The following is a 20,610-nucleotide window of genomic DNA, read 5'->3' on the forward strand; positions in this document are numbered from 1 at the left end:
CCGGGTCGCGGGATCATGACAGGATCGGGTGCCATGAGGGAATCACGGACGTCCCATCGGGTCCTGGGCCGGCTGGCCCCGGCGCGGGCAACGGGCGCGGCGGCCACCGGCGCCCAGGCGACGGGGGCGCGGGCGGTGGGCGCGCTCTCCGCGGGGGCGATGGCCGTCGGGGCGCTGGCGGTGGGGGCGAGCGCCCTGGCCGTCGTCGCGATCGGGCGGCTGGCGATCCGCCGGGCGGTGATCCGGGAGCTGCGCATCGGTCGGCTGGAGGTCGACGAGCTGATCGTGCACCGCCGCGTCGACGGCGACGCCGTCCGGGGCTCCACCGAAGCCGGGTGACGTCCGGTCGCGGGGATGGTCGGCCGTGGCCAGGGTCCGCAGCCGGGGCGAGGCCGTGGGACAGGGCCGTCGATGCTGCGAGACGGCACATAGGGAGCTGAGTCATCTACGTCATCACCCACCCCTCCGCCCCGCCCCGCCCCGGCGCACGGTGATCAAGAGGCCTGCGTCGTCGCCGAGGTCAACCCGGCGGGCGCGCGTGAGTGCGTGAGTGCGTGATGTCGTTTTCGACTCAGCTCCCTATGCGCCGGCAGGAGCCGCCCCCACCGGACGGCGCACCCAGGGGCGAGACGGGCCAGAACCCGGCCCGAGGTCCGGGTCAGCCCGTCGGGGGCAGCGCCATCGGGTAGCCGTAGAGGTCGAGCAGGCGGATGCGGGCCGACTGGAGCCGGTCCACGACCACGCTCATGAACCGGGTGGTGAGCTGCCGGCCGAACGCGTCGTCGTACTCCATCATCCGGCGTACCCCGGCGGCGGTGAACTCCACGGCCGGGGTGCGGCGCACGGCGACCGCGCCGAACTGCCACCGGTACGGCGGGAACAGCCAGGACCAGCCGAGCACCCCGCCCGGGCCGATCGTGTCGATGCCCACGTCGCCGCGCCCGGGGACCGGGAAGTCCAGGGCCACCTCACCGCCCCGGACCAGCCAGAACCGCTCGGCGGGCTGACCGGCCCGGAACAGCCGGTGCCCGGGGTGCCAGACGACGGGTCGGGCGTACCCGGTGAGCCGGGGCAGCCACTCCTCGGGCACGCCGGTCAGGAACGGATGTTCGCGGAGCATGTCGAGCGGGGTCATCGGCGGGTCTCCTCGTCGTGGGAGGGGCCCGGCGCGCGGCCGGGCCCCGTGGTCACCTCAGTGGGCGCCGCCGTGCTCGACGGTGATCGGGATCTCCCGGGCGGTCGGCTCCGTCTCGCCGACCGTGGCGGTGATCTCCAGGATCCCGTCGGCGTACGCGGCCCTGAGGGTCTCCTGCTTCAGCCCCGCGGGCAGCGGGACCAGCCGGGAGAAGGAGCCGTAGTGGAACTCGGTGCGGACCTTGTCGGCGTGGCTCTCCCGGCGCACCACGTCCAGCCGCAGGTTCTCCCCGGTCAGGGTGATCCGCACGTCCTTGGCCGGGTCGACGCCCGGCAGTTCGGCGCGCACCACGTACCGGTCGCCGTCGAGGTAGTCCTCGACCCTGATGGTCGGGGCCAGCATCGGCAGCCAGGACAGGTTGGTCCAGTCGAACGGCGCGAGCGTGCCGCCGCCCCTGAACTTCGTGACGGTGGACATCTTCGACCTCCTTGTCGATCGTCCTGCCTCCCATCCGACTCCTGTGCGGCCTGTGGCGTCAGGGCCGTTGGTCCCGGGCCACGCGGGAGAAACGCCTCTGCCGCCGCGCCGGCCGGCGGCGCGACGGTGGAGGGGGACGGCGTGCCCGGTGACGCGCCGCGCGGACAGGGAGGTCAGTGGTGGCAGTACCCGTCGGACGGGAGCGGACCGATGCTCGCTGACACCCGACCCCGCACGGCCGCGCCGGACGGCCCCGCCGAGCCGACGGGCCTGGGGGCCGCCGAGGCCGCCGCGCGGCTGGCCGCCGAGGGCCCCAACAGCGTCGCCCGGCCGCAGCGCCGGCACCTGGCGACCCGCGTCCTGCGTCAGCTCGCCGACCCGCTGGTGGCGCTCCTGCTGGCCGCGGCCGTGGTCACCGGCGTGCTCGGCGACTGGCCGGACACCGCCGTCATCGCCCTGGTGGTGCTGGTGAACACCGCGATCGGGGTGGTGCAGGAGGTCCGCGCGGACCGCGCGATCGCCGCGCTGGACCAGCTCGCCGCACCGACCGCCCGGGTCGTCCGCGACGGCACGGACCTGATCGTGCCGGCATCCGCCGTGGTCCGTGGCGATCTGGTACGCGTCGAGGCCGGCGACGTCGTCCCGGCCGACCTGCGGCTGGAGCGGGCCAACCGGCTGCACCTGGACGAGTCGGCGCTGACCGGCGAGTCGGTACCGGTGAGCCGGGACGTCGGCGAGGAGGTCGCCGCCGGCACGGTGGTGACCGTGGGCCGGGGCACCGGCACGGTGGTCCGCACCGGCCCCGCGAGCGCCCTGGGCCGGATCAGCACGCTGGTGTCGGCCACCCGCCCCGGGGCCACCCCGATGCAGCGCCGGCTCGCCGGCCTGGGTCGGCTGCTGGGGCTGGTCGCGGTGGGGCTGTCCGCGCTGGTCTTCGGCATCGGCGTGCTCGGCGGCCGGCCCGTGGTGGACATGGCGATCACGGCGGTGAGCCTGGTCGTCGCGGCGGTGCCGGAGTCGCTGCCGGCCGTGGTGACCCTGGCCCTGGCGCTGGGGGCGCGACGGATGGCCACGGCGCGGGCGATTCCCCGGCAGTTGCACGCGGTGGAGACGCTGGGCTCGGTGACCGTCATCGCGTCCGACAAGACGGGCACGCTCACCGAGGGCCGGATGGCGGTGCAGCGGGCGGTGACCGCCGACGGCTCCGGCTACGAGGTGACCGGCTCCGGCTACGAGCCGCGCGGGACGGTGCGCCGCGAGGGCGGGGCGGTGGGCGTACCCGACGAGCTGCGCCGCCTGGCGCGGGCCGGGCTGCTCTGCAACGACGCCGCGCTGGCCCCGCCTACGCAGGAGCGGCCGGGGTGGGCGGCGGTCGGTGACCCGCTGGAGGCGGCGCTGGTGGCCTTCGCCGCGCGGTGCGGGCTGGACCCGGTGATGACCCGGGCGGCGTGGCCCCGGGTCGCCGAGCACCCGTTCGACCAGGCGAACCGGCGGATGACGACGGTGCACCGGTCCTGCGACGGCCGCTGGCTGGTGGTGTGCAAGGGCGCGCCGGAGAACGTGCTCGCCGCGCCGCTGCTCGACGCGGACGACGCGGAGATCGCGGCGCTGACCGCGCGGGCGCACGAGCTGGCGGGGGCGGGGCTGCGGGTGCTCGCGGTCGCGGCGGCGCTGGTGGACACGATCCCCGACCCGGCCGCGCCGACCGGGCTGCGCCCGGTGGGGCTGGTCGCGGTCGGCGACCCGCTGCGGGCCGGGGCCGCCGAGATCGCGCGCCGGTTCGACGCCGCCGGCGTACGGCTGCTGCTGGTCACCGGCGACCACCCGGCGACGGCCGCCGCCATCGGCGGGCAGCTCGGCCTGTGGCGCGACGGCGACCCGGTGGTGCGGGGCGACGACGGCGACGTGACCGACGCGCACCCGGCGGCCCGGGTGTACGCGCGCACCCAGCCGGAGCAGAAGCTCGACATCATCGCCGGGTTGCAGGCGCAGGGGCACGTGGTGGCGATGACCGGCGACGGCGTCAACGACGCGCCCGCGCTGCGCCGCGCGGACATCGGGGTGGCGATGGGCGGCGGCACGGAGGTGGCCCGCCAGGCCGCCGACCTGGTGCTGGTCGACGACGACCTGTCCACGGTGGCCGCCGCGATCGGCGAGGGGCGGCGCAGTTACGACAACATCCGCCGGTTCCTGCGCTACGCGCTGTCCGGCGGGGTCGCCGAGATCGCGGTGATGCTGCTCGGCCCGCTGTGCGGGCTGGCCGTGCCGCTGCTGCCGGCGCAGATCCTCTGGGTCAACCTGCTCACCCACGGGGTGCCGGGGGTGGCGCTCGGCGCGGAGCCGGCCGAGCCGGGCACCCTGCGCCGGGCACCGCGCTCGCCGCAGGAGTCGGTGCTGGGCGCAGGCCTGGGGCGCGACGTGCTGCTCACCGGGGCGCTGATCGCGGCCGTGGTGCTCGGCGCCGGGGTGCTCGCCGCCCGGTGGGACCGGCCCTGGCAGTCGGTCGTCTTCGTGGTCCTCGGGCTGGCCCAGCTCGGGGTGGCGCTGGCGGTGCGGGCCCCGCGGCCGGCGCGCCGCGGCAGCGTCCTCGCGGCCGGGCGGGCGGGCAACCCGGCGCTGCTGGTCGCGGTGGCCGTCTCGGCGCTGCTGCAGGTGGCCGGCGTGCTGGTCGAGCCGCTGCGGGTGCTGCTCGGCACCGACCCGCTCGGCGCGGCGGACCTGCTCGCCTGCGCGGCCGTGGCCGTGCTCCCCGGCGTGGCGCTACGCCTGCTGCGGCCCCGGGGCGCCTCGGAGGGCCCGCACGACCCGGCGACCGACGGGCCGGGGCACCCGGACCGGGACCAACGGCCCGCCGGTCGGGTCCGGCGGCCCTGACCGGCGCGGCCCGGTCGGGGCAGGCTGGAAGCGGAAGAAGGAGGACGTGATGACCATCAGATCCGGTGCCCCCGTCGTGGTGGGCGTGGACGGTTCCGACTCCGCGCTGAACGCGGTGCGGGTGGCGACCCGGGAGGCCGAGGCGCGGCACCGCCCGCTGCGGGTGGTGCACGCCTTCATCTGGCCGCTGCTCGGCACCCCGCTCGGGCCGGCCCCCGGCGGCCCGCCCGACGCCGGGCTGCGCAACTACGCGGAGCGGATCGTCGCCGACGCCGTCGCCGAGGCGAAGAAGGTCTCCACCGAGGTGGACGTGACCGGCGAACTCGTCGACGGCTCCCCCGTCCCGGTGCTGCTGCGCGAGTCCCGCGACGCGGCCCTGCTGGTGCTGGGCTCGCGGGGCCTGGGCGGCTTCGCCGAGCTGCTGGTCGGCTCGGCGGCGATCGGGGTGTCCGCGCGCGCCGACTGCCCGGTGCTCGTGGTGCGCGGCGAGGCCCGCGCCGACGGGCCCGTGGTGGTGGGCGTCGACGGTTCGGCGCTGTCCGACGAGGCGATCGGGTTCGCCTTCGAGGAGGCGGCGCACCGCGACACCGACCTGGTGGTCGTGCACGCGTGGCTCTTCCCCACCCCGGCCGCCCCCGGCGCGGTGCTGCCCCTGGTGTACGACCTCGACGCGCTGGCCGAGGAGGAGGAGCGGGTGCTCGCCGAGTCCGTCGCCGGCTGGTCGCAGCGGTACCCGGAGGTGACGGTGCACCGGCGCCTGGTCCGGGGCACACCGGCCCGGGTGCTGGTCGAGGTGTCGCGGACCGCGCAGCTCACGGTCGTCGGCGCGCACGGCCGAGGCGCGTGGGGCGGGCTGCTCCTCGGCTCGGTCAGCCACGCCGTGCTGCACCACGCCGACTCCCCGCTGGCGATCGTCCGCCACCACCGCTGAGGTGCAAGGAAGGGCCCCTTCTCAACGCGTTCTGCATAGGAAGGGGCCCTTCCTGACGCCGCGCCCGCGATGCAGTGCGCGCGACGCCGCGCACAGCGGTACGCCGTCGACCGGCGGAGAAGGGCGCGGCGCGGCGGGTTCGGGGTAAATGCCGGTGGTGGGCGGAGGCCACGCCGACAATGGCCTGATCGAGCACCGGGAGAGCTGATGAACCGACCTGTCGTGGTGGGGGTGGACGGATCCCCGTCGAGCCTGGTCGCCGCCGAGCACGCGGCGCAGCAGGCCGCCTGGCGGTCCCTGCCGCTGCTGCTGGTGCACGGCTACCTGCACCCGCTCGGCTACGGCGTGCCGCTCAACCCGTACGACATGGGGTTGCCCGCGCCCACCGAGGAGGCCCGGCGGATGCTGGACCGGACGGCGGAGGAGCTGCGCGGGCGCTGGCCCGGCGTCGCCGTCGAGGCGCACCAGGTGGCCGGCGGTCCCGCCGCGACCCTGGTGGCGGAGTCCCGCCGGGCGGAGCTGGTGGTGGTCGGCAGCCGAGGGCTGGGCGGCTTCGCCGGCCTGCTGCTCGGCTCGGTCGGTGCGCAGGTGGCCGGGCACGGGCACTGCCCGGTGCTCGTGGTGCGGCCCGAGGAGCAGCCGATCCCGGTCGGCGGCCCGGTGGTCGCCGGGGTGGACGGGTCGGAGCCGGGGCGGCTCGCCGCCGTGCTCGCGGCCGACGAGGCGGCCCGCCGGGGCACGGGCCTGGTGCTGGTGCACGTGGCGAGCGCCGACGACGCCCGCCCGGTGCCCGACGCGGTGGCGGAGTCCGGGGCGGCGGCCCGGGCGGAGTCGGCGGACCTGCTCGACGCCACCGCCGCCGAGGTGACGGCCGCCCACCCGGGCCTGACCGTCGAGCGGCGGCCGGTGCGGGCGGCCAAGCCCGAGCGCGTCCTGATCGAGTTGAGCGGGGACGCGGCCCTGGTGGTGATCGGCTCGCGCGGGCGCGGCGGCTTCGTCGGCCTCGTGCTCGGCTCGGTCAGCCAGGCGCTCGTACAGCATGCGCACTGTCCGGTCCTGGTCGCCCACCCGCAGCCGGCCGACGCGGCGTGACCTCGACGGCCGCCCCGCCGGCCCCGCGGCCCCGGGCGGTCAGGAGGGGTCGCGGCCGGCGAGCAGCTCGTCGAAGCCTGCGGTGAGCGCGAACGGGTCGGGCGGCGCGGCGGGGGCCCGGCGCGCCACCTGGTCGGCCAGTTCGCCGGCCGCGCGCACGATCCGGGAGCGCAGGGCGCCGTCGGCCGCCGCCTGCGACCAGTCCTCCGTGGCGGCGAAGACCGCGGTGGGCACGACCACCGCCCTGAGGTACGCGAACATCGGCCGGACGGCGTGCTCCAGGGCGAGGGAGTGCCGGGCGGTGCCGCCGGTGGCGGCGATCAGCACGGGCCGGTCCGCCAGCGTCGTGGCGTCGAACAGGTCGAAGAACGACTTGAACAGGCCGCTGTAGGACGCGTTGAAGATCGGCGTGACCGCCACGACGCCGTCGGCCGCGGCGAGCGTGTCCAGCGCGTCGCGCAGGGCCGGCGGCGGGAAGCCGGTGAGCAGGTGGTTGACCACGTCGTGGGCGTGGTCACGCAGGTCGATCGGGCGCAGCTCGGCCTCGACGCCGCGCCGGGCCAGCTCGTCGCGGGTGGCCGCGGCGAGCTGGTCGGCGAGCAGCCGGGTCGACGACGGCTGGGAGAGCCCGGCGGAGACCACGGCGAGGGTACGGCGGCTCATCGCCCCACCTCCGCGCCGGCACCGACGGCGTCGGTGGGGTCGGCAGCCGCGTCGACGGCGGCCTCGGCTGTGGCGGCGGCGTCCCGGGCGGCCTTCAGCGACGCGTGCGTCGGGGCGTCGGGCACGTGCGCGGGCCGCAGCGCGGCGAACTCCCGGCGCAGCACGGGGACCACCTCCTCGCCGAGGAGGTCGAGCTGCTCCAGCACGGCCTTCAGCGGCAGGCCCGCGTGGTCGATCAGGAAGAGCTGCCGCTGGTAGTCGCCGACGTAGTCGCGGAAGCCGAGGGTACGGTCGATCACCTGCTGCGGGCTGCCGACGGTCAGCGGGGTCTGCGCCATGAAGTCCTCCAGCGCCGGCCCGTGACCGTAGACGGGGGCGTTGTCGAAGTACGGGCGGAACTCGCGCACCGCGTCCTGCGAGTTGCGCCGCATGAACACCTGGCCGCCGAGGCCGACGATCGCCTGGTCCGGCGAGCCGTGCCCGTAGTGGGCGAAGCGCTCCCGGTAGAGGCCGACCATCCGCTGGGTGTGCTCCTTCGGCCAGAAGATGTGGTTGGCGAAGAAGCCGTCGCCGTAGTAGGCGGCCTGCTCGGCGATCTCCGGGCTGCGGATCGAGCCGTGCCAGACGAACGGCGGCACCCCGTCCAGGGGGCGCGGCGTCGAGGTGAACGACTGCAACGGGGTGCGGTACTTGCCCGACCAGTCGACCACGTCCTCGCGCCAGAGCCGGCGCAGCAGGTCGTAGTTCTCGATGGTCAGCGGGATGCCGGCCCGGATGTCCTTGCCGAACCACGGGTAGACCGGGCCGGTGTTGCCCCGGCCGAGCATGAGGTCGACCCGGCCGTCGGCGAGGTGCTGGAGCATCGCGTAGTCCTCGGCGATCTTCACCGGGTCGTTGGTGGTGATCAGGGTGGTGGCGGTGGAGAGCAGCAGCCGCTCGGTGCGGGCCGCGATCCAGCCCAGCATGGTGGTGGGCGACGACGGCACGAACGGCGGGTTGTGGTGCTCGCCGGTGGCGAAGACGTCGAGACCGACCTCCTCGACCTTGCGCGCGATGGTCACCATCGCCTTGATCCGCTCGTGCTCCGACGGCTCCCGCCCGGTGGTCGGGTCGACGGTCACGTCTCCGACGGTGAAGACCCCGAACTGCATGACGACTCCTCGTGTGGCTGCCGGACCGTTCCGGCCCCGGACGCAGCGCACAACATATTTGACGAGTCAACTATTCCGCCGGTCGGGGGGTCCCGGTCCCGGTGGCCGGACGCGGCGGCGGGGTCCACCCAGTGGAACGGGTCAGCCGCCAGCCACCGACGGGAGCACCTGCACCTCGGCGCCCGACGGAACCGGCGCGTCCAGCCCGCCCAGGTGGCGGCAGTCCTCGCCATCGACGTAGACGTTGACGTGCCGGCGCACCTCGCCGCGCTCGTCGCGCAGCCGCCGGGCCAGCCGGGGCCACTCCCCCGCCAGCTCGTCGAGGACGTCGCGCAGCGTGCCGGCCGCGGCGACGGTGAGCCGCGCCGCGCCCCCGACCTCGCCGCGCAGCGGCCCCGGCACCAGGACGGTGACCACTCAGACCTCCGCGGCGCGGACGCAGAGCACGTCGGGCAGGTGGGCGGCGGCCAGGGACCAGGAGTCGCCCTCGTCGCGGCTCGCGTAGACCTCGCCGGAGCGGGTGCCGAAGTAGACGCCGGTCGGGTCGGCGTCGTCGGCGCACATCGCGTCGCGCAGCACCGCCGGATAGTAGGGCCCGGCGGGCAGGCCCGCCGAGAGCGCCTCCCACGTCCCGCCCGCGTCGGCCGAGCGGTAGACCCGGCAGCGCTCGTCGACCGGGAAGCGCCGGGAGTCGGCGGCGAGGGGGAACGACCAGATCATCCCCGGGCGGGTGGGGTGCGCCACCATCGGGAAGCCGAAGTCGCTGGGCAGGCCGGCGGCGATCGACAGCCACGTGCGGCCCCCGTCGTCGGAACGGTAGACGCCGTGGTGGTTCTGCGCGTAGAGCCGCTCCGGGTCGCCGGCGTCCCGGGCGACCTTGTGCACACACTGGCCGAACTCGGGCCACTCGTCGGGCAGGAAGTAGGCCCGGATGCCCGTGTTGCCCGGCGCCCAGCTCGCGCCCGCGTCGGCGGAGTGGTAGACCCCGCCGGTCGACATGGCCACCGCGATCCGGGTCGGGTCGTGCGGGTGCGGCAGGACGGTGTGCACCGCCTGGCCGCCGAAGCCCGCGCCCCACTGCTCCCGGTGGGGGTGCTCCCACAGCGCGCGGACCAGCTCGAAGGTGCGCCCCGCGTCGGTGGAGCGGAACAGCGCCGACGGCTCGGTGCCGGCCCAGACCACGTCCGGCTCCGCCGGCCCGGCGGGCGTGAGCTGCCAGACCCGGCCGAGGCTCGCCCCGGTGTCGGCCGGGAACGCGACCGGGGCCTGCTCCGGCTCCTGCCAGGACGTGCCCAGGTCGTCGCTGGTGGCCACGCTCGGCCCGAAGTGGGAACTGGTCATCCCGGCGAGCAACCGGGGCACCTCGCGCCGGGTGTCGACCGCCACCGCGTACACCCCGGTCATGGGGTGGTGGGGGCCGCTGAGCTGCCAGGTGCGGCGGCCGTCGGTGCTGGTGGCGAGGAAGAGGCCCTTGCCGGTGCCGATCGCGAGCAGGGTCGTCATGGGTGCGTCCTTCGCCGAGCCGGGAGCCGGATGGCGTGATTATCACCACCGGGTCCGACAGAAACCGGGCGACGCACCGGGAACGGCGGGGCCCAGCCGCAGGTCAGCGGCGCGCAACGGGGCAGGCCGACGGGCGGGAGCGGGGTGGTCAACGGCGGGAGCGGGGGTGGTCAACGGCGGGTGCGGGGCACGTGCCGGCGGTACTGGCTCACGGTCGGCTCGCGGTCGACCCAGAACCGCCACGGCACGTCGTGCGCCCCGGTCACCCCGACCCGGGGGCCGGCGGCGATCGCCGCGTCGGGCACCGGCTCGGCCGCCGGCCGCAGCCGCACCGGCCCGTCGCCGAGCAGGTAGCGCCCGTACGCCGTGCGGTCGATGCCGAGGGCGGCGCAGAGGCGGGCCGGGCCGCGCGCCAGGTCGGCATCCCGGCGTACGGCGGTGCGCCGGGACCGCGCGACCTCGACGCCCTCGACCACCTCGCCGGCCCGCAGCAGCGCCGCCGAGGCCTCCCCCTCCGGCCCGGTCACCACGTTCACGCACCAGTGCATGCCGTAGGTGAAGTAGACGTAGGCGTGCCCGGCCGGGCCGAACATCACGGCGTTGCGCGGGGTGCGCCCGCGATGCGCGTGCGAGGCGGGATCGCCGGCCGTGCCCGCGTACGCCTCGACCTCGGTGATCCGGACGGTGACCCCGCCGGCCGAGAGCCGGCAGCCGAGCAGCCCGCGCGCGGCCGGCACGACGGGCCCGGCGAGCAGCTCGGCCAGCCCGGCGACACCCACGTCGGGGTACGACATGAGCCCGACCCTACCCAGCCCCGACCCGCCCTGCCGGTCTGGGCGGCGCGGGGCTGGCTTGGGCGGGGCGGGGCGTCGCCATGTCGGCGACATGGGGGCTTCCCCGGGGCCGGGACCGCCCCATGTCGCCGACATGGAGTCGATCATTACGCCATCCATGAACGGCACGTTGACAACGTACCGTTCAAGTGATGGTATCGGGGCATGAGTCTGGAGCAGCAGGAACCGTTCGCCGCGCCCGATCCGGGGCGGGCGCGGGCGCACCGCACCTACGCCGCGCTGGCCCGGATCGCCGAGCGGCACGCGGGCGACGAGGCGCGCCGCCACCGCTACGCCCACCCGCACGTGCTGGACCCGTACGAGGCGGTGGCCCTGGTGACCGCACTCGCCGCCGGTGGCGCGGAGCTGGCCGACGGCGAGGAGCCGGTCGACCAGGCCGACCTGGTCGCCGCGCTCACCCTCGTGCCGCACCTGCGCGCCGAGGTGGACGTGCTGGAGGCCGGCCTGCTCCGGCTCGCCCGCGACCGGGGGCTGACCTGGCAGGCGATCGGCCACGGGCTGGGGCTCGGCTCGGCGCAGGCCGCCCGGCAGCGCCACGAACGACTCGCCGGCCGGGTCGGCGGAGACCCGCACACCGGCACCGACAACGACGGGGAGGCGTGATGGACCGCGCGGAGCTGATGGCGTACTGCCTGGGCAAACCCGGCGCGTGGCTCGACCAGCCGTGGGACGCCGAGGTCGTGGTCAAGGTCGGGAACAAGATCTTCGCCTTCCTCGGCCCCGACTCCGACGACCGGGTGGGCCTCAAGTGCGCCCCGACCCGGGAACTGGCCGACGAGTGGCTGCACCGGTTCCCCGGCGACGCCGTCGCGTCCTCGCACGTCGGGCGGTTCGGCTGGAACAGCCTCCGGCTGGCGGGGGCGATCGACGACGACGAGCTGCTCGAGGCGGTGGACACGTCGTACGAGGCGGTGGTGGCGAAACTGCCGCGCCGCGAGCGCCCGACGACGCCGGCCTGATCCCGGCACCGGGGCGTGGTCAGCGATCCGGGTCGCCGTCGGGGCGGGGTGCGGCACCGCCCCGGGCCCGGGCCCAACTGAGGAACCGTTCATGCAGGTCAGGGGCGCGCTCGGGGTGGAGCCGGGCGAGCTGCGCGCGCGCCTCCACCATGAGCTGGGCCAGCCGGGACACTGCCTCGGCCACCGCTACGCGCACGCCTCCGGGCGAAGTGCCCAAGGCTGGCGCGCAAGATCGTGCTCATTCCCGGAAAGAGTGGCATCGGCGTCGCACCGATCCCACTCTTTCCCTGATCGAGTGCGCTCCCCCGGCACCCGCACCACACCCAGCCCCGCCGCACCCCGGCCCGCTCCCCCACCACGCACAGATCTTGCACTTAGGGCCCCGTAGAAGGGCGCTTCACCCCTTTTGCCCGGGCCCAATGTGCAAGATCGCCGCAGGGTGGGGTGGCGGCGAGCGGGCGGCGGGGCGAGCCGGCGGGGGCGACGGCACGGCGCAGGGCCGCACGGCGCAGGCGACGGTCCGGTGAATGCGGTGGGGAGCACGGTGAAGGCCCCACGGCGTGCTGCCGGAGGGCCTTCGGGGTGACGCGGGACGTCAGCGGGGCACGACGGTCTCGGCGGCCCACTCCCGCCAGCCCGCCAGCTTGTCGGCGGCGGTGGCGAGCTGGTCGGCGACCGGCCCCGGGCCGGTGGAGCCGGGGGTGATCCGGGCGGCCAGGGCCGACCGCACCGACAGCACGTCCCGCACCGACGGGTCGAGGTGCTCGCTGACCGCCGCCAGGTCGGCGTCGGAGACCTCGTCGAGCGCGCACTCGCGGACGGCGCAGAGCGCCACCAGCTTGCCGGTGATCTCGTGCGCGTCGCGGAACGGCACGTTGCGCCGGACCAGCCAGTCGGCGACCTCGGTGGCCAGGGAGAAGCCAACGGGGGCGGCGGCGACGAGGCGGTCGACGCGTACCGTCATGGTGGAGATCATCCCCGCGAGGGCCGGCAGCAGCAGTTCCAGGGTGTCGACGGCGTCGAAGGCCGGCTCCTTGTCCTCCTGCATGTCCCGGTCGTACGTCATGGGCAGGCCCTTGAGCATGGTGAGCACGGCCATCAGCCCGCCGACGAGCCGGCCGGACTTGCCCCGGGCCAGTTCGGCGATGTCGGCGTTCTTCTTCTGCGGCATGATCGACGACCCGGTGGCGAACGCGTCGTCCAGCTCGACCCAGCCGAACTCCTGCGACGTCCAGAGCACCACCTCCTCGCCGAGGCGGGACAGGTGCACCCCGACCAGCGCGGTGACGAAGAGGAACTCGGCGACGAAGTCGCGGTCGGCGACGGCGTCCATCGAGTTGGCGAAGGACGTGCGGAAGCCCAGCTCCTTGGAGACGGCCACCGGGTCCAGCGGCAGGCCGGAGCCGGCGAGCGCGCCCGCGCCGAGCGGGCTGACCGCCGTGCGGTGGTCCCAGTCGCGCAGCCGCTCCAGGTCGCGCAGCAGCGGCTGCACGTGGGCCAGCAGCCAGTGCCCGAAGGTGACCGGCTGGGCGTGCTGGAGGTGGGTCATGCCGGGCGCGGCCGTGTCGACGTGCCGGGCGGCCTGCTCGACCAGGGCCTCGGCCAGCTCGACGAGGCGACCGGCCACGCCCCGGGCGTGGTCGCGCAGGTAGAGGCGCAGGTCGGTGGCGACCTGGTCGTTGCGGGACCGGCCGGCGCGCAGCTTGCCGCCGAGGCTGCCGAGGCGTTCCAGCAGCCCCCGTTCGAGGGCGGTGTGCACGTCCTCGTCGTCGACGGTGGGCCGGAACGCCCCGGAGGCGCAGGCGGCCTCCAGGTCGTCGAGGGCCGCCAGCATCCTGCCCAGTTCCTCGGGGTCGAGCAGGCCCGCGCCCGCGAGGACCCGGGCGTGCGCGCGGGACCCGGCGATGTCGTACGGGGCGAGGCGCCAGTCGAACTGCACGCTGACGGACAGCCGGGCCAGCGCCTCGGAGGGGCCGCCGGCGAAGCGGCCACCCCACAGGCTCGTACGGTTGGTCGCGGCGCTGTTCTCGGTGAGGCTCTTGTCGTCCACGTCGCCCATTCTGGTTCCCACGGTCAGCAGCCTCCCCACCGGGCGTCCCGCGCGGCGGCCAGCTTGCTCGGCAGGCCCCACAGCTGCACGAATCCCTTCGCCAGGGACTGGTCGAAGGTGTCGCCGGTGTCGTAGGTGGCCATGCCGAAGTCGTACAGGCCGGCCTCGGAGCGCCGGCCGGTGACGGTGGCCCGGCCGCCGTGCAGCACCAGCCGCACCTCGCCGCTGACCTGCCGCTGGGCGTCGTCGATGAACGCGTCCAAAGCCCGCTTGAGCGGGGAGAACCACAGGCCGTCGTAGACCAGTTCCCCCCAGCGCTGGTCGACGCCCCGCTTGAACCGGGCGAGGTCGCGTTCGACGGTGACCGCCTCCAGCTCCTGGTGGGCGGTGATCAGCGCGATCGCGCCGGGGGCCTCGTACACCTCGCGGCTCTTGATGCCGACGAGGCGGTCCTCGACCATGTCGAGCCGGCCGACGCCCTGCGCGCCGGCCCGCCGGTTGAGTTCCAGGATCGCCTGGTACGGGGTGACGGTCTCGCCGTCGATCGCCACCGGCACGCCGGCGTCGAACGTGACGACGACCTCGTCGGGGTCGCGCTCCTGCGCCGGGTCGGCCGTGTACGCGTACAGGTCCTCGACCGGGGCGGTCCAGATGTCCTCCAGGAACCCGGTCTCCACGGCCCGGCCCCACAGGTTCTGGTCGACGGAGTACGGCGACTTCGCCGACACGTCGATCGGCAGGCCCTTCTCCTCGGCGAAGGCGATCGCCTTGTCCCGGGTCCACGCGAAGTCCCGGGCCGGGGCGATGATCTTCAGGTCGGGGGCGAGCGCGCCGAGGCCGACCTCGAAGCGCACCTGGTCGTTGCCCTTGCCGGTGCAGCCGTGCGACACGATCGTGCCGCCGTGCCGGCGGGCGGCGGCGACGAGGTGCTTGACGATCAGCGGCCGGGACAGCGCGGAGACCAGCGGGTAGCGGTCCATGTAGAGGGCGTTGGCGCGCAGCGCCGGCAGGCAGTAGTCGGCGGCGAACTCGTCGCGCGCGTCGACCACCTCCGACTCGACGGCCCCGCAGTCCAGGGCGCGCTGCCGGATCACGTCGAGGTTCTCGCCGCCCTGCCCGACGTCCACCGCGACGGCGACGACCTCGGCGCCGGTCTGCTCGGCCAGGTAGGGGATCGCGACGGAGGTGTCCAACCCTCCGGAGTACGCGAGGACGACCCGCTCGGTCATGGTGTGGTGTTCCCTTCCGCGCTCTCCTCGCGGCGGGACCACGCGGCGAGCTTCTCGCCCAGCGCGGCCCCGCCGACGGCCTCGCGGGCCACCACGAGGATGGTGTCGTCGCCGGCGATGGTGCCGACGACCTCGGGCAGGCCCGCCCGGTCCAACGCGCTGGCCAGGTATTGGGCTGCGCCCGGCGGGGTGCGCAGCACGGCGATGTTGCCGCTGGAGTCGACCTCGTTGAGCAGCTCCCGCAGCAGCCGGATCAGCCGCGCCGGGGCGGCCTCGGCGTCGCGCAGGGGCCGGTGGCCGTCCTCCGGGATGACGTACACGGGGCGGCCGTCGCCGCCGCGGGCGGTGACCGCGCCGAGTTCCTTGAGGTCCCGCGACAGCGTGGCCTGGGTGACGGCGACGCCGTCGCCGGCGAGCAGGTCGGCCAGTTCGGTCTGCGAGCGGACCGCCTTGTCGCGGATCAGCTCGACGATGCGGGCGTGCCGGGCGGCGCGGGTCAGCGGCGCGGTCATGCCGACTGCTCCAGCAGGTAGGTCAGCACGGCCTTCTGCGCGTGCAGCCGGTTCTCCGCCTGGTCGAACACGGCGCTGGCGGGGCCGTCGAGCACCTCGTCGGTGATCTCCTCGCCCCGGTGCGCCGGCAGGCAGTGCAGCACGATCGCGCCCGGCGCGGCGTGCGCGAGCAGCTCCGTGTTGACCTGGTACGGCAGGAACGGGGTGATCCGGTCCAGCCCGTCGTCCTCCTGCCCCATCGAGGTCCACGTGTCGGTGGCCAGCACGTCGGCGTCGCGGACGGCGGCGACGGGGTCGCGCAGCACGCGCACCGACCCGCCGGTGCCGGCGGCGATCTTCTCCGCGCGGGCCACCACCTCGGGGTCGGGGTCGAACCCGTCGGGGCCGGCGACGCGCACGTGCATCCCGGCGGTCGCCCCGGCCAGCAGGTACGACTGGGCCATGTTGTTCGCCGCGTCCCCCACGTACACCAGGGTCCGGCCGTGGGTGCCGCCGCACCGCTCGCGGACGGTGAGCAGGTCGGCGAGGAGCTGGCAGGGGTGGAAGCCGTCGGTGAGGGCGTTGATCACCGGGACGCTGGCCCCGGCGGCGACCTCGGCGATCCGGTCGTCGCCGTGGGTGCGCAGCACGATCGCGGCCACGTAGCGGGACAGCACCCGGCCGGCGTCGGCGAGGGTCTCGCCCCGGCCGAAGTGGGTGACCTGGGTGTCCACCACGAGGGGATGGCCGCCCAGCTCGGCGATGCCGGCGTCGAAGGAGATCCGGGTGCGCAGGCTCTGCTTGTCGAACAGCACGGCCACCGACCTCGGCCCGGCCAGCGGCCGGTGGGCGAACCGTTCGGCCTTCATCCGGGCGGCGAGGTCGAGCACGGTCGCCTGCTCGGCGGGCGAGAGGTCGTCGTCGCGCAGCAGGTGGCGGGTCATGCGGTGGCCTCCGGGGTGGCGGCGTCGAGGGCGGCGGGCAGGGCGGCCAGGAACGCGTCGGCCTGCCCGCCGGTGAGGATGAGCGGCGGAGCGAGCCGGATCACGCCCGGCTGCACCGGGTTGACCAGGAAACCGGCGTCGCGCAGCGCCGCCGCGAGCGGCCCGGCGGCGTCGGCGGTGAGCACGATGCCGAGCAGCAGGCCCGCGCCGCGCACCTGCGCGACGAGGGGGTGGCCGAGCGCCTCGACGCCCCGGCGCAGCCGCTCGCCGACCCGCTTGACGTGGTCGAGCAGCCCCTCGCTGGCGATGGTGGACACCACCGCGAGGGCGGCGGCGCAGCTGACCGGGTTGCCGCCGAAGGTGGTGCCGTGCGAGCCGGGGCGCAGCAGGTCGGCGGCGGGGCCGAAGGCCAGGCAGGCGCCGATCGGCAGGCCGCCGCCGAGGCCCTTGGCGAGGGTGACGATGTCGGGTTCGACGCCCTCGGCCTGGTGGGCGAACCAGTGCCCGGTGCGGCCGACGCCGGTCTGCACCTCGTCGAGCACCAGCAGCGCGCCGTGCCGGGCGGTGATCCGCCGGGCCTCGGCGAGGTAGCCGGGGGGCGGGACGACGACGCCGTTCTCGCCCTGCACCGGCTCCAGGATGACCATGGCCGTGGCGTCGGTCACCGCGTCGGCGAGGGCGGCCGCGTCGCCGTACGGGACGTGGGTGACGTCGCCGGGCAGCGGGCGGAACGGATCCGCCTTGGCGGGCTGCCCGGTGAGCGCGAGCGCGCCCATGGTGCGGCCGTGGAAACCGCCGACCGTGGCGACCACGTGCGAGCGGCCGGTGAGCCGGGACAGCTTGAACGCGGCCTCGTTGGCCTCCGCGCCGGAGTTGGCGAAGAACACCCGGCCGGGGCGCCCCGCGAGGGCCAGCAGCAGCTCGGCGAGGGCCACCGGCGGCTCGGCGACGAACAGGTTGGACACGTGCCCGAGGGTGGCGACCTGCCTGGAGACGGCGGCCACCACGGCCGGGTGGGCGTGGCCGAGGGCGTTGACGGCGATGCCGCCGAGCAGGTCGACGTACTCGCGGCCGGCGTCGTCGACCACGACGGCGCCGGAGCCGGAGACCAGCGCCAGCGGCGGCGTGCCGTAGTTGTCCATCAGCGCCTGCTGCCAGCGCTCCACCAACTGACTCATGAGTTGATCACCATCGTGCCGAATCCTTCCGAGGTGAAGACCTCAAGCAGTGTGGAGTGGGCGACCCGGCCGTCGACGACGTGCGCGGCGGGCACCCCGCCGCGCACCGCCCGCAGGCACGCCTCCATCTTGGGGACCATCCCCGATTCCAGGGACGGCAGCAGCTCCGCCAGCTCGTCGGCGGTGATCTCGCTGACCAGGCTGTCGGTGTCCGGCCAGTTGGCGTAGAGGCCCGGCACGTCGGTGAGGACGACCAGCTTGCGGGCCCCGAGGGCGATCGCCAGGGCGGCGGCGGCCGTGTCGGCGTTGAGGTTGTGCAGCACCCCGTCGGCGTCCGGCGCGACGGTCGAGATCACCGGGATGCGGCCGGCCGCGATCAGGTCGGTCACCGCCGACGTGTTCACCGACTCGACGTCGCCGACCTGGCCGACGTCGACGGGCTCCCCGTCCACGTACGCGGGGCGGCGCACGGCGGTGAACAGGCCGGCGTCCTCGCCGGAGAGGCCGACGGCGAACGGGCCGTGCGCGTTGATCAGCCCGACCAGTTCCCGGCCGACCTGGCCGACGAGCACCATGCGGACCACGTCCATCGCCTCGGGGGTGGTGACGCGCAGGCCGCCGCGAAACTCGCTGTCGATGCCGAGCCGGCCGAGCATGGCCGAGATCTGCGGGCCGCCGCCGTGCACCACGACCGGCTTGATGCCGACGTAGCGCAGGAAGACCATGTCGGCGGCGAAGGCCCGCTGCAGCTCGGGGTCGATCATGGCGTTGCCGCCGTACTTGACCACGAGGGTGGCCCCGGACAGGCGGGCCAGCCAGGGCAGCGCCTCGATCAGCGTCTCGGCCCGGGTCTGGGCCCGGGCGAGGTCGTCGACGGCGCTCACGTCGAGTACGCCGAGTTCTCGTGCACGTACGCGTGCGACAGGTCGTTGGTCCACACGGTGGCCTGGGCCCCTCCGGCGTGCAGGTCGATGCGGATGGTGACGTCGCGCCCGGTGAGGTCCACCTTGGACCGGTCCTCGGCGGCGGCGCCGGAGCGGCACACCCAGACGCCGTTGACGGCGACGTCGAGGGCGTCCGGCTCGAACGCGGCGGCGGTGGTGCCGACGGCGGCGAGGATGCGGCCCCAGTTCGGGTCGTTGCCGAACAGCGCCGTCTTGACCAGGTTGTTGCGGGCCACCGACCGGCCCACCTCGACGGCGTCGTCCTCGTCGGCCGCGCCGACGACCTCGATGGCGATCTGCTTGGTGGCGCCCTCCGCGTCGGCGACCAGCTGCTGGGCCAGGTCGTGGCAGGCGGCGGTGACCGCCGCCGTCAGCTCGGCCTCGGTGGGCTCGACGCCGGACGCGCCGCTGGACAGCAGCAGCACCGTGTCGTTGGTGGACATGCAGCCGTCGGAGTCGACCCGGTCGAAGGTGACCCGGCAGGCGGCGCGCAGCGCGGCGTCGAGCGCCGCCGGCCCGGCCACCGCGTCGGTGGTGAGCACGCACAGCATGGTCGCCATGGCCGGGGCCAGCATGCCGGCGCCCTTGGCCATCCCGCCGACGGTCCAGCCGCTGCCCGCCGCCACGGTGGTCTTCGGCCGGGTGTCGGTGGTCATGATCGCCTCGGCCGCCGCCGCGCCGCCGTCGCGGGACAGGGCGCGGATCGCCGCGCGTACGCCGGGCAGCAGCTTGTCCATCGGCAGCCGCTCGCCGATCAGTCCGGTGGAGCAGACGGCCACGTCGCCGGCCCCGAGCCGCAGCCGGGGGCTGGCCGAGGTGAGCGCGGCGGCGGTGTGCTCGGCGGTGGCGTGGGTGTCCTGGAAGCCGGCCGGGCCGGTGCAGGCGTTCGCGCCGCCGGAGTTGAGGATCACGGCCCGGGCCACCCCGCCCCGGACGACCTGCCGGGTCCAGAGCACGGGGGCGGCCTTGACCCGGTTGGCGGTGAAGACCCCGGCGATCCCGGCGTCGGGGCCGTCGTTGACGACGAGGGCGACGTCGGCGGCGGCGCCGCTCTTGAGGCCGGCGGCCACGCCGGCCGCCCGGAACCCCCGGGGGGTGGTGACGGTCATGGGGTTACTCCGTAGGTGGACAGGCCGGTGGTCTCGGGGAGCCCGAGCATCAGGTTGGCGCACTGCACGGCCTGGCCGGCGGCGCCCTTGCCGAGGTTGTCGATGGCGCTGACCACGATCACCCGGCCGGAGTCGACGTCGACGGCCGCCTGGAGGTGGCAGGAGTTGGCGCCGAGGGTGGCGGCGGTGTGCGGCCACGTCCCCTCGGGCAGCACGTGCACGAACGCCGAGTCCGCGTACGCCGCCGCGAGGACCGCCCGGGGGTCGGCGTCGCCGGCCGGCACGGCGGTGACCGTGGCGAGGATGCCGCGCGGCATCGGCGCGAGCACGGGGGTGAGGGACAGGCTGGTCGCGCCGGTGGCCTGCTTGATCTCCGGCACGTGCTGGTGCGCGCCGACCTTGTACGGCGACAGGTCGCCCATCACCTCGCTGCCGAGCAGGTGCGCCTTGGCGGCCCGGCCCGCGCCGGAGGTGCCGGAGGCGGCGACCACGACCACGTCGGCGGGGGCGACCGCACCGGCGGCGACCAGCGGGGCGAGCGCGAGGGTGATGGCCGCGGCATAGCAGCCGGTGTTGGCCACCCTGGTCGCGGCGGCGACGCGCGCGCGCTGGCCGGGCAACTCGGGCAGGCCGTAGACCCAGGCCCCCGCGTGCTCGCCGCCGTAGTACCGTGACCAGGCGGCGGCGTCGCGCAGCCGGTGGTCCGCGCCCAGGTCGACCACCCGGACCGACTCCGGCAGGGCGGCGGCCAGGGCCGCCGACTCGCCGTGCGGCAGGGCCAGGAAGACCAGGTCCGCGTCGGCCAGGGCCGCCGGTTCGGTCGCCGCGAACACCAGGTCCAGCCCGGTGAGCTGCGGGTGTACGGCGGTGACCGGCGCGCCGGCCTGGCTGTGCGCGGTGGCGGTGACCAGGTCGAGCTCGGGGTGGCCGGCGATCAGGCGCAGCAGCTCGCCCCCGGCGTAGCCGCTCGCCCCGGCGACCGCAACTCGGATACCCATTCTAACCTCCGCATGACTATGCAGAGAA

Annotated in this window: 22 protein-coding genes; 6 read left to right on the forward strand and 16 right to left on the reverse strand. The window is 75.5% G+C overall.

Annotated elements, in window-relative coordinates; all coding sequences use genetic code 11:
* Positions 1-33: 33 nt before the first annotated feature.
* Positions 34-339 (forward strand): hypothetical protein, encoded by a 306-nt coding sequence (locus tag LPU61_RS28515; protein ID WP_082106624.1) that lies wholly within the window; start codon positions 34-36, stop codon positions 337-339.
* A gap of 319 nt (positions 340-658) precedes the next feature.
* Here the strand turns inward: LPU61_RS28515 and LPU61_RS28520 are convergent, their stop codons facing one another.
* Both LPU61_RS28520 and LPU61_RS28525 read right to left on the reverse strand, forming a co-directional pair.
* Positions 659-1,135 carry a cyclic nucleotide-binding domain-containing protein gene (locus LPU61_RS28520; RefSeq protein WP_043968061.1) on the reverse strand — a complete coding sequence of 159 codons (477 nt, stop codon included), beginning with the start codon at positions 1,133-1,135 and terminating at the stop codon, positions 659-661.
* Positions 1,136-1,192: 57 nt separating this feature from the next.
* The gene (locus tag LPU61_RS28525) at positions 1,193-1,612 is read right to left on the reverse strand and encodes an Hsp20/alpha crystallin family protein (protein WP_091283338.1); all 420 of its coding nucleotides are present in this window, start codon (positions 1,610-1,612) and stop codon (positions 1,193-1,195) included.
* A gap of 210 nt (positions 1,613-1,822) precedes the next feature.
* On the opposite strand from LPU61_RS28525, the gene LPU61_RS28530 reads away from it, so the two are divergent.
* The 3 genes from LPU61_RS28530 (at position 1,823) to LPU61_RS28540 (ending at position 6,509) form a co-directional block, all read left to right on the forward strand.
* On the forward strand, positions 1,823-4,486 hold the full coding sequence (locus LPU61_RS28530) for a cation-transporting P-type ATPase (RefSeq protein WP_043968060.1): 2,664 nt from the start codon (positions 1,823-1,825) through the stop codon (positions 4,484-4,486).
* Positions 4,487-4,535: 49 nt separating this feature from the next.
* Positions 4,536-5,417, forward strand: a complete 882-nt coding sequence (locus tag LPU61_RS28535) for a universal stress protein (RefSeq protein ID WP_043968059.1) — start codon at positions 4,536-4,538, stop codon at positions 5,415-5,417.
* Positions 5,418-5,624: 207 nt separating this feature from the next.
* Positions 5,625-6,509 carry a universal stress protein gene (locus LPU61_RS28540; RefSeq protein WP_043968058.1) on the forward strand — a complete coding sequence of 295 codons (885 nt, stop codon included), beginning with the start codon at positions 5,625-5,627 and terminating at the stop codon, positions 6,507-6,509.
* Between the two features lie 39 nt (positions 6,510-6,548).
* Here LPU61_RS28540 and LPU61_RS28545 read toward each other — a convergent pair whose 3' ends face one another.
* From LPU61_RS28545 to LPU61_RS28565, 5 genes are all read right to left on the reverse strand, one after another.
* The gene (locus LPU61_RS28545; RefSeq protein WP_043968057.1) at positions 6,549-7,172 is read right to left on the reverse strand and encodes an FMN reductase; all 624 of its coding nucleotides are present in this window, start codon (positions 7,170-7,172) and stop codon (positions 6,549-6,551) included.
* On the reverse strand, positions 7,169-8,323 hold the full coding sequence (locus tag LPU61_RS28550) for an LLM class flavin-dependent oxidoreductase (RefSeq protein ID WP_043968056.1): 1,155 nt from the start codon (positions 8,321-8,323) through the stop codon (positions 7,169-7,171). The genes LPU61_RS28545 and LPU61_RS28550 overlap by 4 nt, the downstream gene beginning before the upstream one ends.
* A gap of 141 nt (positions 8,324-8,464) precedes the next feature.
* Entirely contained in the window at positions 8,465-8,740 is a 276-nt protein-coding gene (locus LPU61_RS28555; RefSeq protein WP_043968054.1) for a ubiquitin-like small modifier protein 1, read from the reverse strand.
* Entirely contained in the window at positions 8,741-9,826 is a 1,086-nt protein-coding gene (locus LPU61_RS28560; RefSeq protein ID WP_229406706.1) for an exo-alpha-sialidase, read from the reverse strand.
* Positions 9,827-9,996: 170 nt separating this feature from the next.
* Positions 9,997-10,620 (reverse strand): DNA-3-methyladenine glycosylase, encoded by a 624-nt coding sequence (locus LPU61_RS28565; protein WP_229406707.1) that lies wholly within the window; start codon positions 10,618-10,620, stop codon positions 9,997-9,999.
* A gap of 204 nt (positions 10,621-10,824) precedes the next feature.
* Here LPU61_RS28565 and LPU61_RS28570 point away from each other — a divergent pair, with 204 nt between their 5' ends.
* Positions 10,825-11,283 (forward strand): DNA-binding protein, encoded by a 459-nt coding sequence (locus LPU61_RS28570; RefSeq protein ID WP_229406708.1) that lies wholly within the window; start codon positions 10,825-10,827, stop codon positions 11,281-11,283.
* Complete coding sequence (locus LPU61_RS28575) at positions 11,283-11,639, forward strand: MmcQ/YjbR family DNA-binding protein (protein WP_043968046.1); 357 nt, start codon at positions 11,283-11,285, stop codon at positions 11,637-11,639. Before LPU61_RS28570 ends, LPU61_RS28575 begins: the two co-directional genes overlap by 1 nt.
* A 19-nt stretch (positions 11,640-11,658) precedes the next feature.
* Here LPU61_RS28575 and LPU61_RS28580 read toward each other — a convergent pair whose 3' ends face one another.
* From LPU61_RS28580 to argC, 9 genes are all read right to left on the reverse strand, one after another.
* Entirely contained in the window at positions 11,659-11,823 is a 165-nt protein-coding gene (locus tag LPU61_RS28580) for a hypothetical protein (RefSeq protein WP_229406709.1), read from the reverse strand.
* Between the two features lie 411 nt (positions 11,824-12,234).
* Complete coding sequence (gene argH / locus LPU61_RS28585) at positions 12,235-13,698, reverse strand: argininosuccinate lyase (protein WP_043968044.1); 1,464 nt, start codon at positions 13,696-13,698, stop codon at positions 12,235-12,237.
* Positions 13,699-13,712: 14 nt separating this feature from the next.
* The gene (locus LPU61_RS28590; protein ID WP_043968042.1) at positions 13,713-14,918 is read right to left on the reverse strand and encodes an argininosuccinate synthase; all 1,206 of its coding nucleotides are present in this window, start codon (positions 14,916-14,918) and stop codon (positions 13,713-13,715) included.
* Entirely contained in the window at positions 14,915-15,430 is a 516-nt protein-coding gene (locus tag LPU61_RS28595) for an arginine repressor (protein ID WP_043968040.1), read from the reverse strand. The genes LPU61_RS28590 and LPU61_RS28595 overlap by 4 nt, the downstream gene beginning before the upstream one ends.
* On the reverse strand, positions 15,427-16,353 hold the full coding sequence (gene argF / locus LPU61_RS28600; protein WP_229406710.1) for an ornithine carbamoyltransferase: 927 nt from the start codon (positions 16,351-16,353) through the stop codon (positions 15,427-15,429). Before argF ends, LPU61_RS28595 begins: the two co-directional genes overlap by 4 nt.
* Positions 16,350-17,531, reverse strand: coding sequence for an acetylornithine transaminase (locus LPU61_RS28605; protein ID WP_229406711.1), 1,182 nt, complete (start codon positions 17,529-17,531; stop codon positions 16,350-16,352). Before LPU61_RS28605 ends, argF begins: the two co-directional genes overlap by 4 nt.
* On the reverse strand, positions 17,528-18,415 hold the full coding sequence (gene argB, locus LPU61_RS28610) for an acetylglutamate kinase (protein WP_229406712.1): 888 nt from the start codon (positions 18,413-18,415) through the stop codon (positions 17,528-17,530). Before argB ends, LPU61_RS28605 begins: the two co-directional genes overlap by 4 nt.
* Positions 18,412-19,584 carry a bifunctional glutamate N-acetyltransferase/amino-acid acetyltransferase ArgJ gene (argJ, locus tag LPU61_RS28615; protein WP_229406713.1) on the reverse strand — a complete coding sequence of 391 codons (1,173 nt, stop codon included), beginning with the start codon at positions 19,582-19,584 and terminating at the stop codon, positions 18,412-18,414. Before argJ ends, argB begins: the two co-directional genes overlap by 4 nt.
* On the reverse strand, positions 19,581-20,582 hold the full coding sequence (gene argC, locus LPU61_RS28620) for an N-acetyl-gamma-glutamyl-phosphate reductase (RefSeq protein ID WP_229406714.1): 1,002 nt from the start codon (positions 20,580-20,582) through the stop codon (positions 19,581-19,583). Before argC ends, argJ begins: the two co-directional genes overlap by 4 nt.
* Between the last annotated feature and the right edge of the window lie 28 nt (positions 20,583-20,610).

Origin of the sequence: Micromonospora sp. NBRC 110038, assembly GCF_020884815.1 — a bacterium.
Taxonomy (GTDB): domain Bacteria; phylum Actinomycetota; class Actinomycetes; order Mycobacteriales; family Micromonosporaceae; genus Micromonospora; species Micromonospora haikouensis.

Excerpts from the sequence above, each read along its gene's own strand:
- LPU61_RS28520 (WP_043968061.1), bottom strand. The coding sequence starts at position 1,135 with ATGACCCCGCTCGACATGCTCCGCGAACATCCGTTCCTGACCGGCGTG.
- LPU61_RS28540 (WP_043968058.1), top strand. The coding sequence starts at position 5,625 with ATGAACCGACCTGTCGTGGTGGGGGTGGACGGATCCCCGTCGAGCCTG.
- LPU61_RS28565 (WP_229406707.1), bottom strand. The coding sequence starts at position 10,620 with ATGTCGTACCCCGACGTGGGTGTCGCCGGGCTGGCCGAGCTGCTCGCC.
- LPU61_RS28570 (WP_229406708.1), top strand. The coding sequence starts at position 10,825 with ATGAGTCTGGAGCAGCAGGAACCGTTCGCCGCGCCCGATCCGGGGCGG.
- argH (WP_043968044.1), bottom strand. The coding sequence starts at position 13,698 with ATGGGCGACGTGGACGACAAGAGCCTCACCGAGAACAGCGCCGCGACC.
- LPU61_RS28525 (WP_091283338.1), bottom strand. The coding sequence starts at position 1,612 with ATGTCCACCGTCACGAAGTTCAGGGGCGGCGGCACGCTCGCGCCGTTC.
- LPU61_RS28605 (WP_229406711.1), bottom strand. The coding sequence starts at position 17,531 with ATGAGTCAGTTGGTGGAGCGCTGGCAGCAGGCGCTGATGGACAACTAC.
- LPU61_RS28530 (WP_043968060.1), top strand. The coding sequence starts at position 1,823 with ATGCTCGCTGACACCCGACCCCGCACGGCCGCGCCGGACGGCCCCGCC.
- argF (WP_229406710.1), bottom strand. The coding sequence starts at position 16,353 with ATGACCCGCCACCTGCTGCGCGACGACGACCTCTCGCCCGCCGAGCAG.
- LPU61_RS28535 (WP_043968059.1), top strand. The coding sequence starts at position 4,536 with ATGACCATCAGATCCGGTGCCCCCGTCGTGGTGGGCGTGGACGGTTCC.
- LPU61_RS28595 (WP_043968040.1), bottom strand. The coding sequence starts at position 15,430 with ATGACCGCGCCGCTGACCCGCGCCGCCCGGCACGCCCGCATCGTCGAG.
- LPU61_RS28550 (WP_043968056.1), bottom strand. The coding sequence starts at position 8,323 with ATGCAGTTCGGGGTCTTCACCGTCGGAGACGTGACCGTCGACCCGACC.
- argJ (WP_229406713.1), bottom strand. The coding sequence starts at position 19,584 with ATGACCGTCACCACCCCCCGGGGGTTCCGGGCGGCCGGCGTGGCCGCC.
- argC (WP_229406714.1), bottom strand. The coding sequence starts at position 20,582 with ATGGGTATCCGAGTTGCGGTCGCCGGGGCGAGCGGCTACGCCGGGGGC.
- LPU61_RS28545 (WP_043968057.1), bottom strand. The coding sequence starts at position 7,172 with ATGAGCCGCCGTACCCTCGCCGTGGTCTCCGCCGGGCTCTCCCAGCCG.
- LPU61_RS28515 (WP_082106624.1), top strand. The coding sequence starts at position 34 with ATGAGGGAATCACGGACGTCCCATCGGGTCCTGGGCCGGCTGGCCCCG.
- LPU61_RS28560 (WP_229406706.1), bottom strand. The coding sequence starts at position 9,826 with ATGACGACCCTGCTCGCGATCGGCACCGGCAAGGGCCTCTTCCTCGCC.
- LPU61_RS28590 (WP_043968042.1), bottom strand. The coding sequence starts at position 14,918 with ATGACCGAGCGGGTCGTCCTCGCGTACTCCGGAGGGTTGGACACCTCC.
- LPU61_RS28575 (WP_043968046.1), top strand. The coding sequence starts at position 11,283 with ATGGACCGCGCGGAGCTGATGGCGTACTGCCTGGGCAAACCCGGCGCG.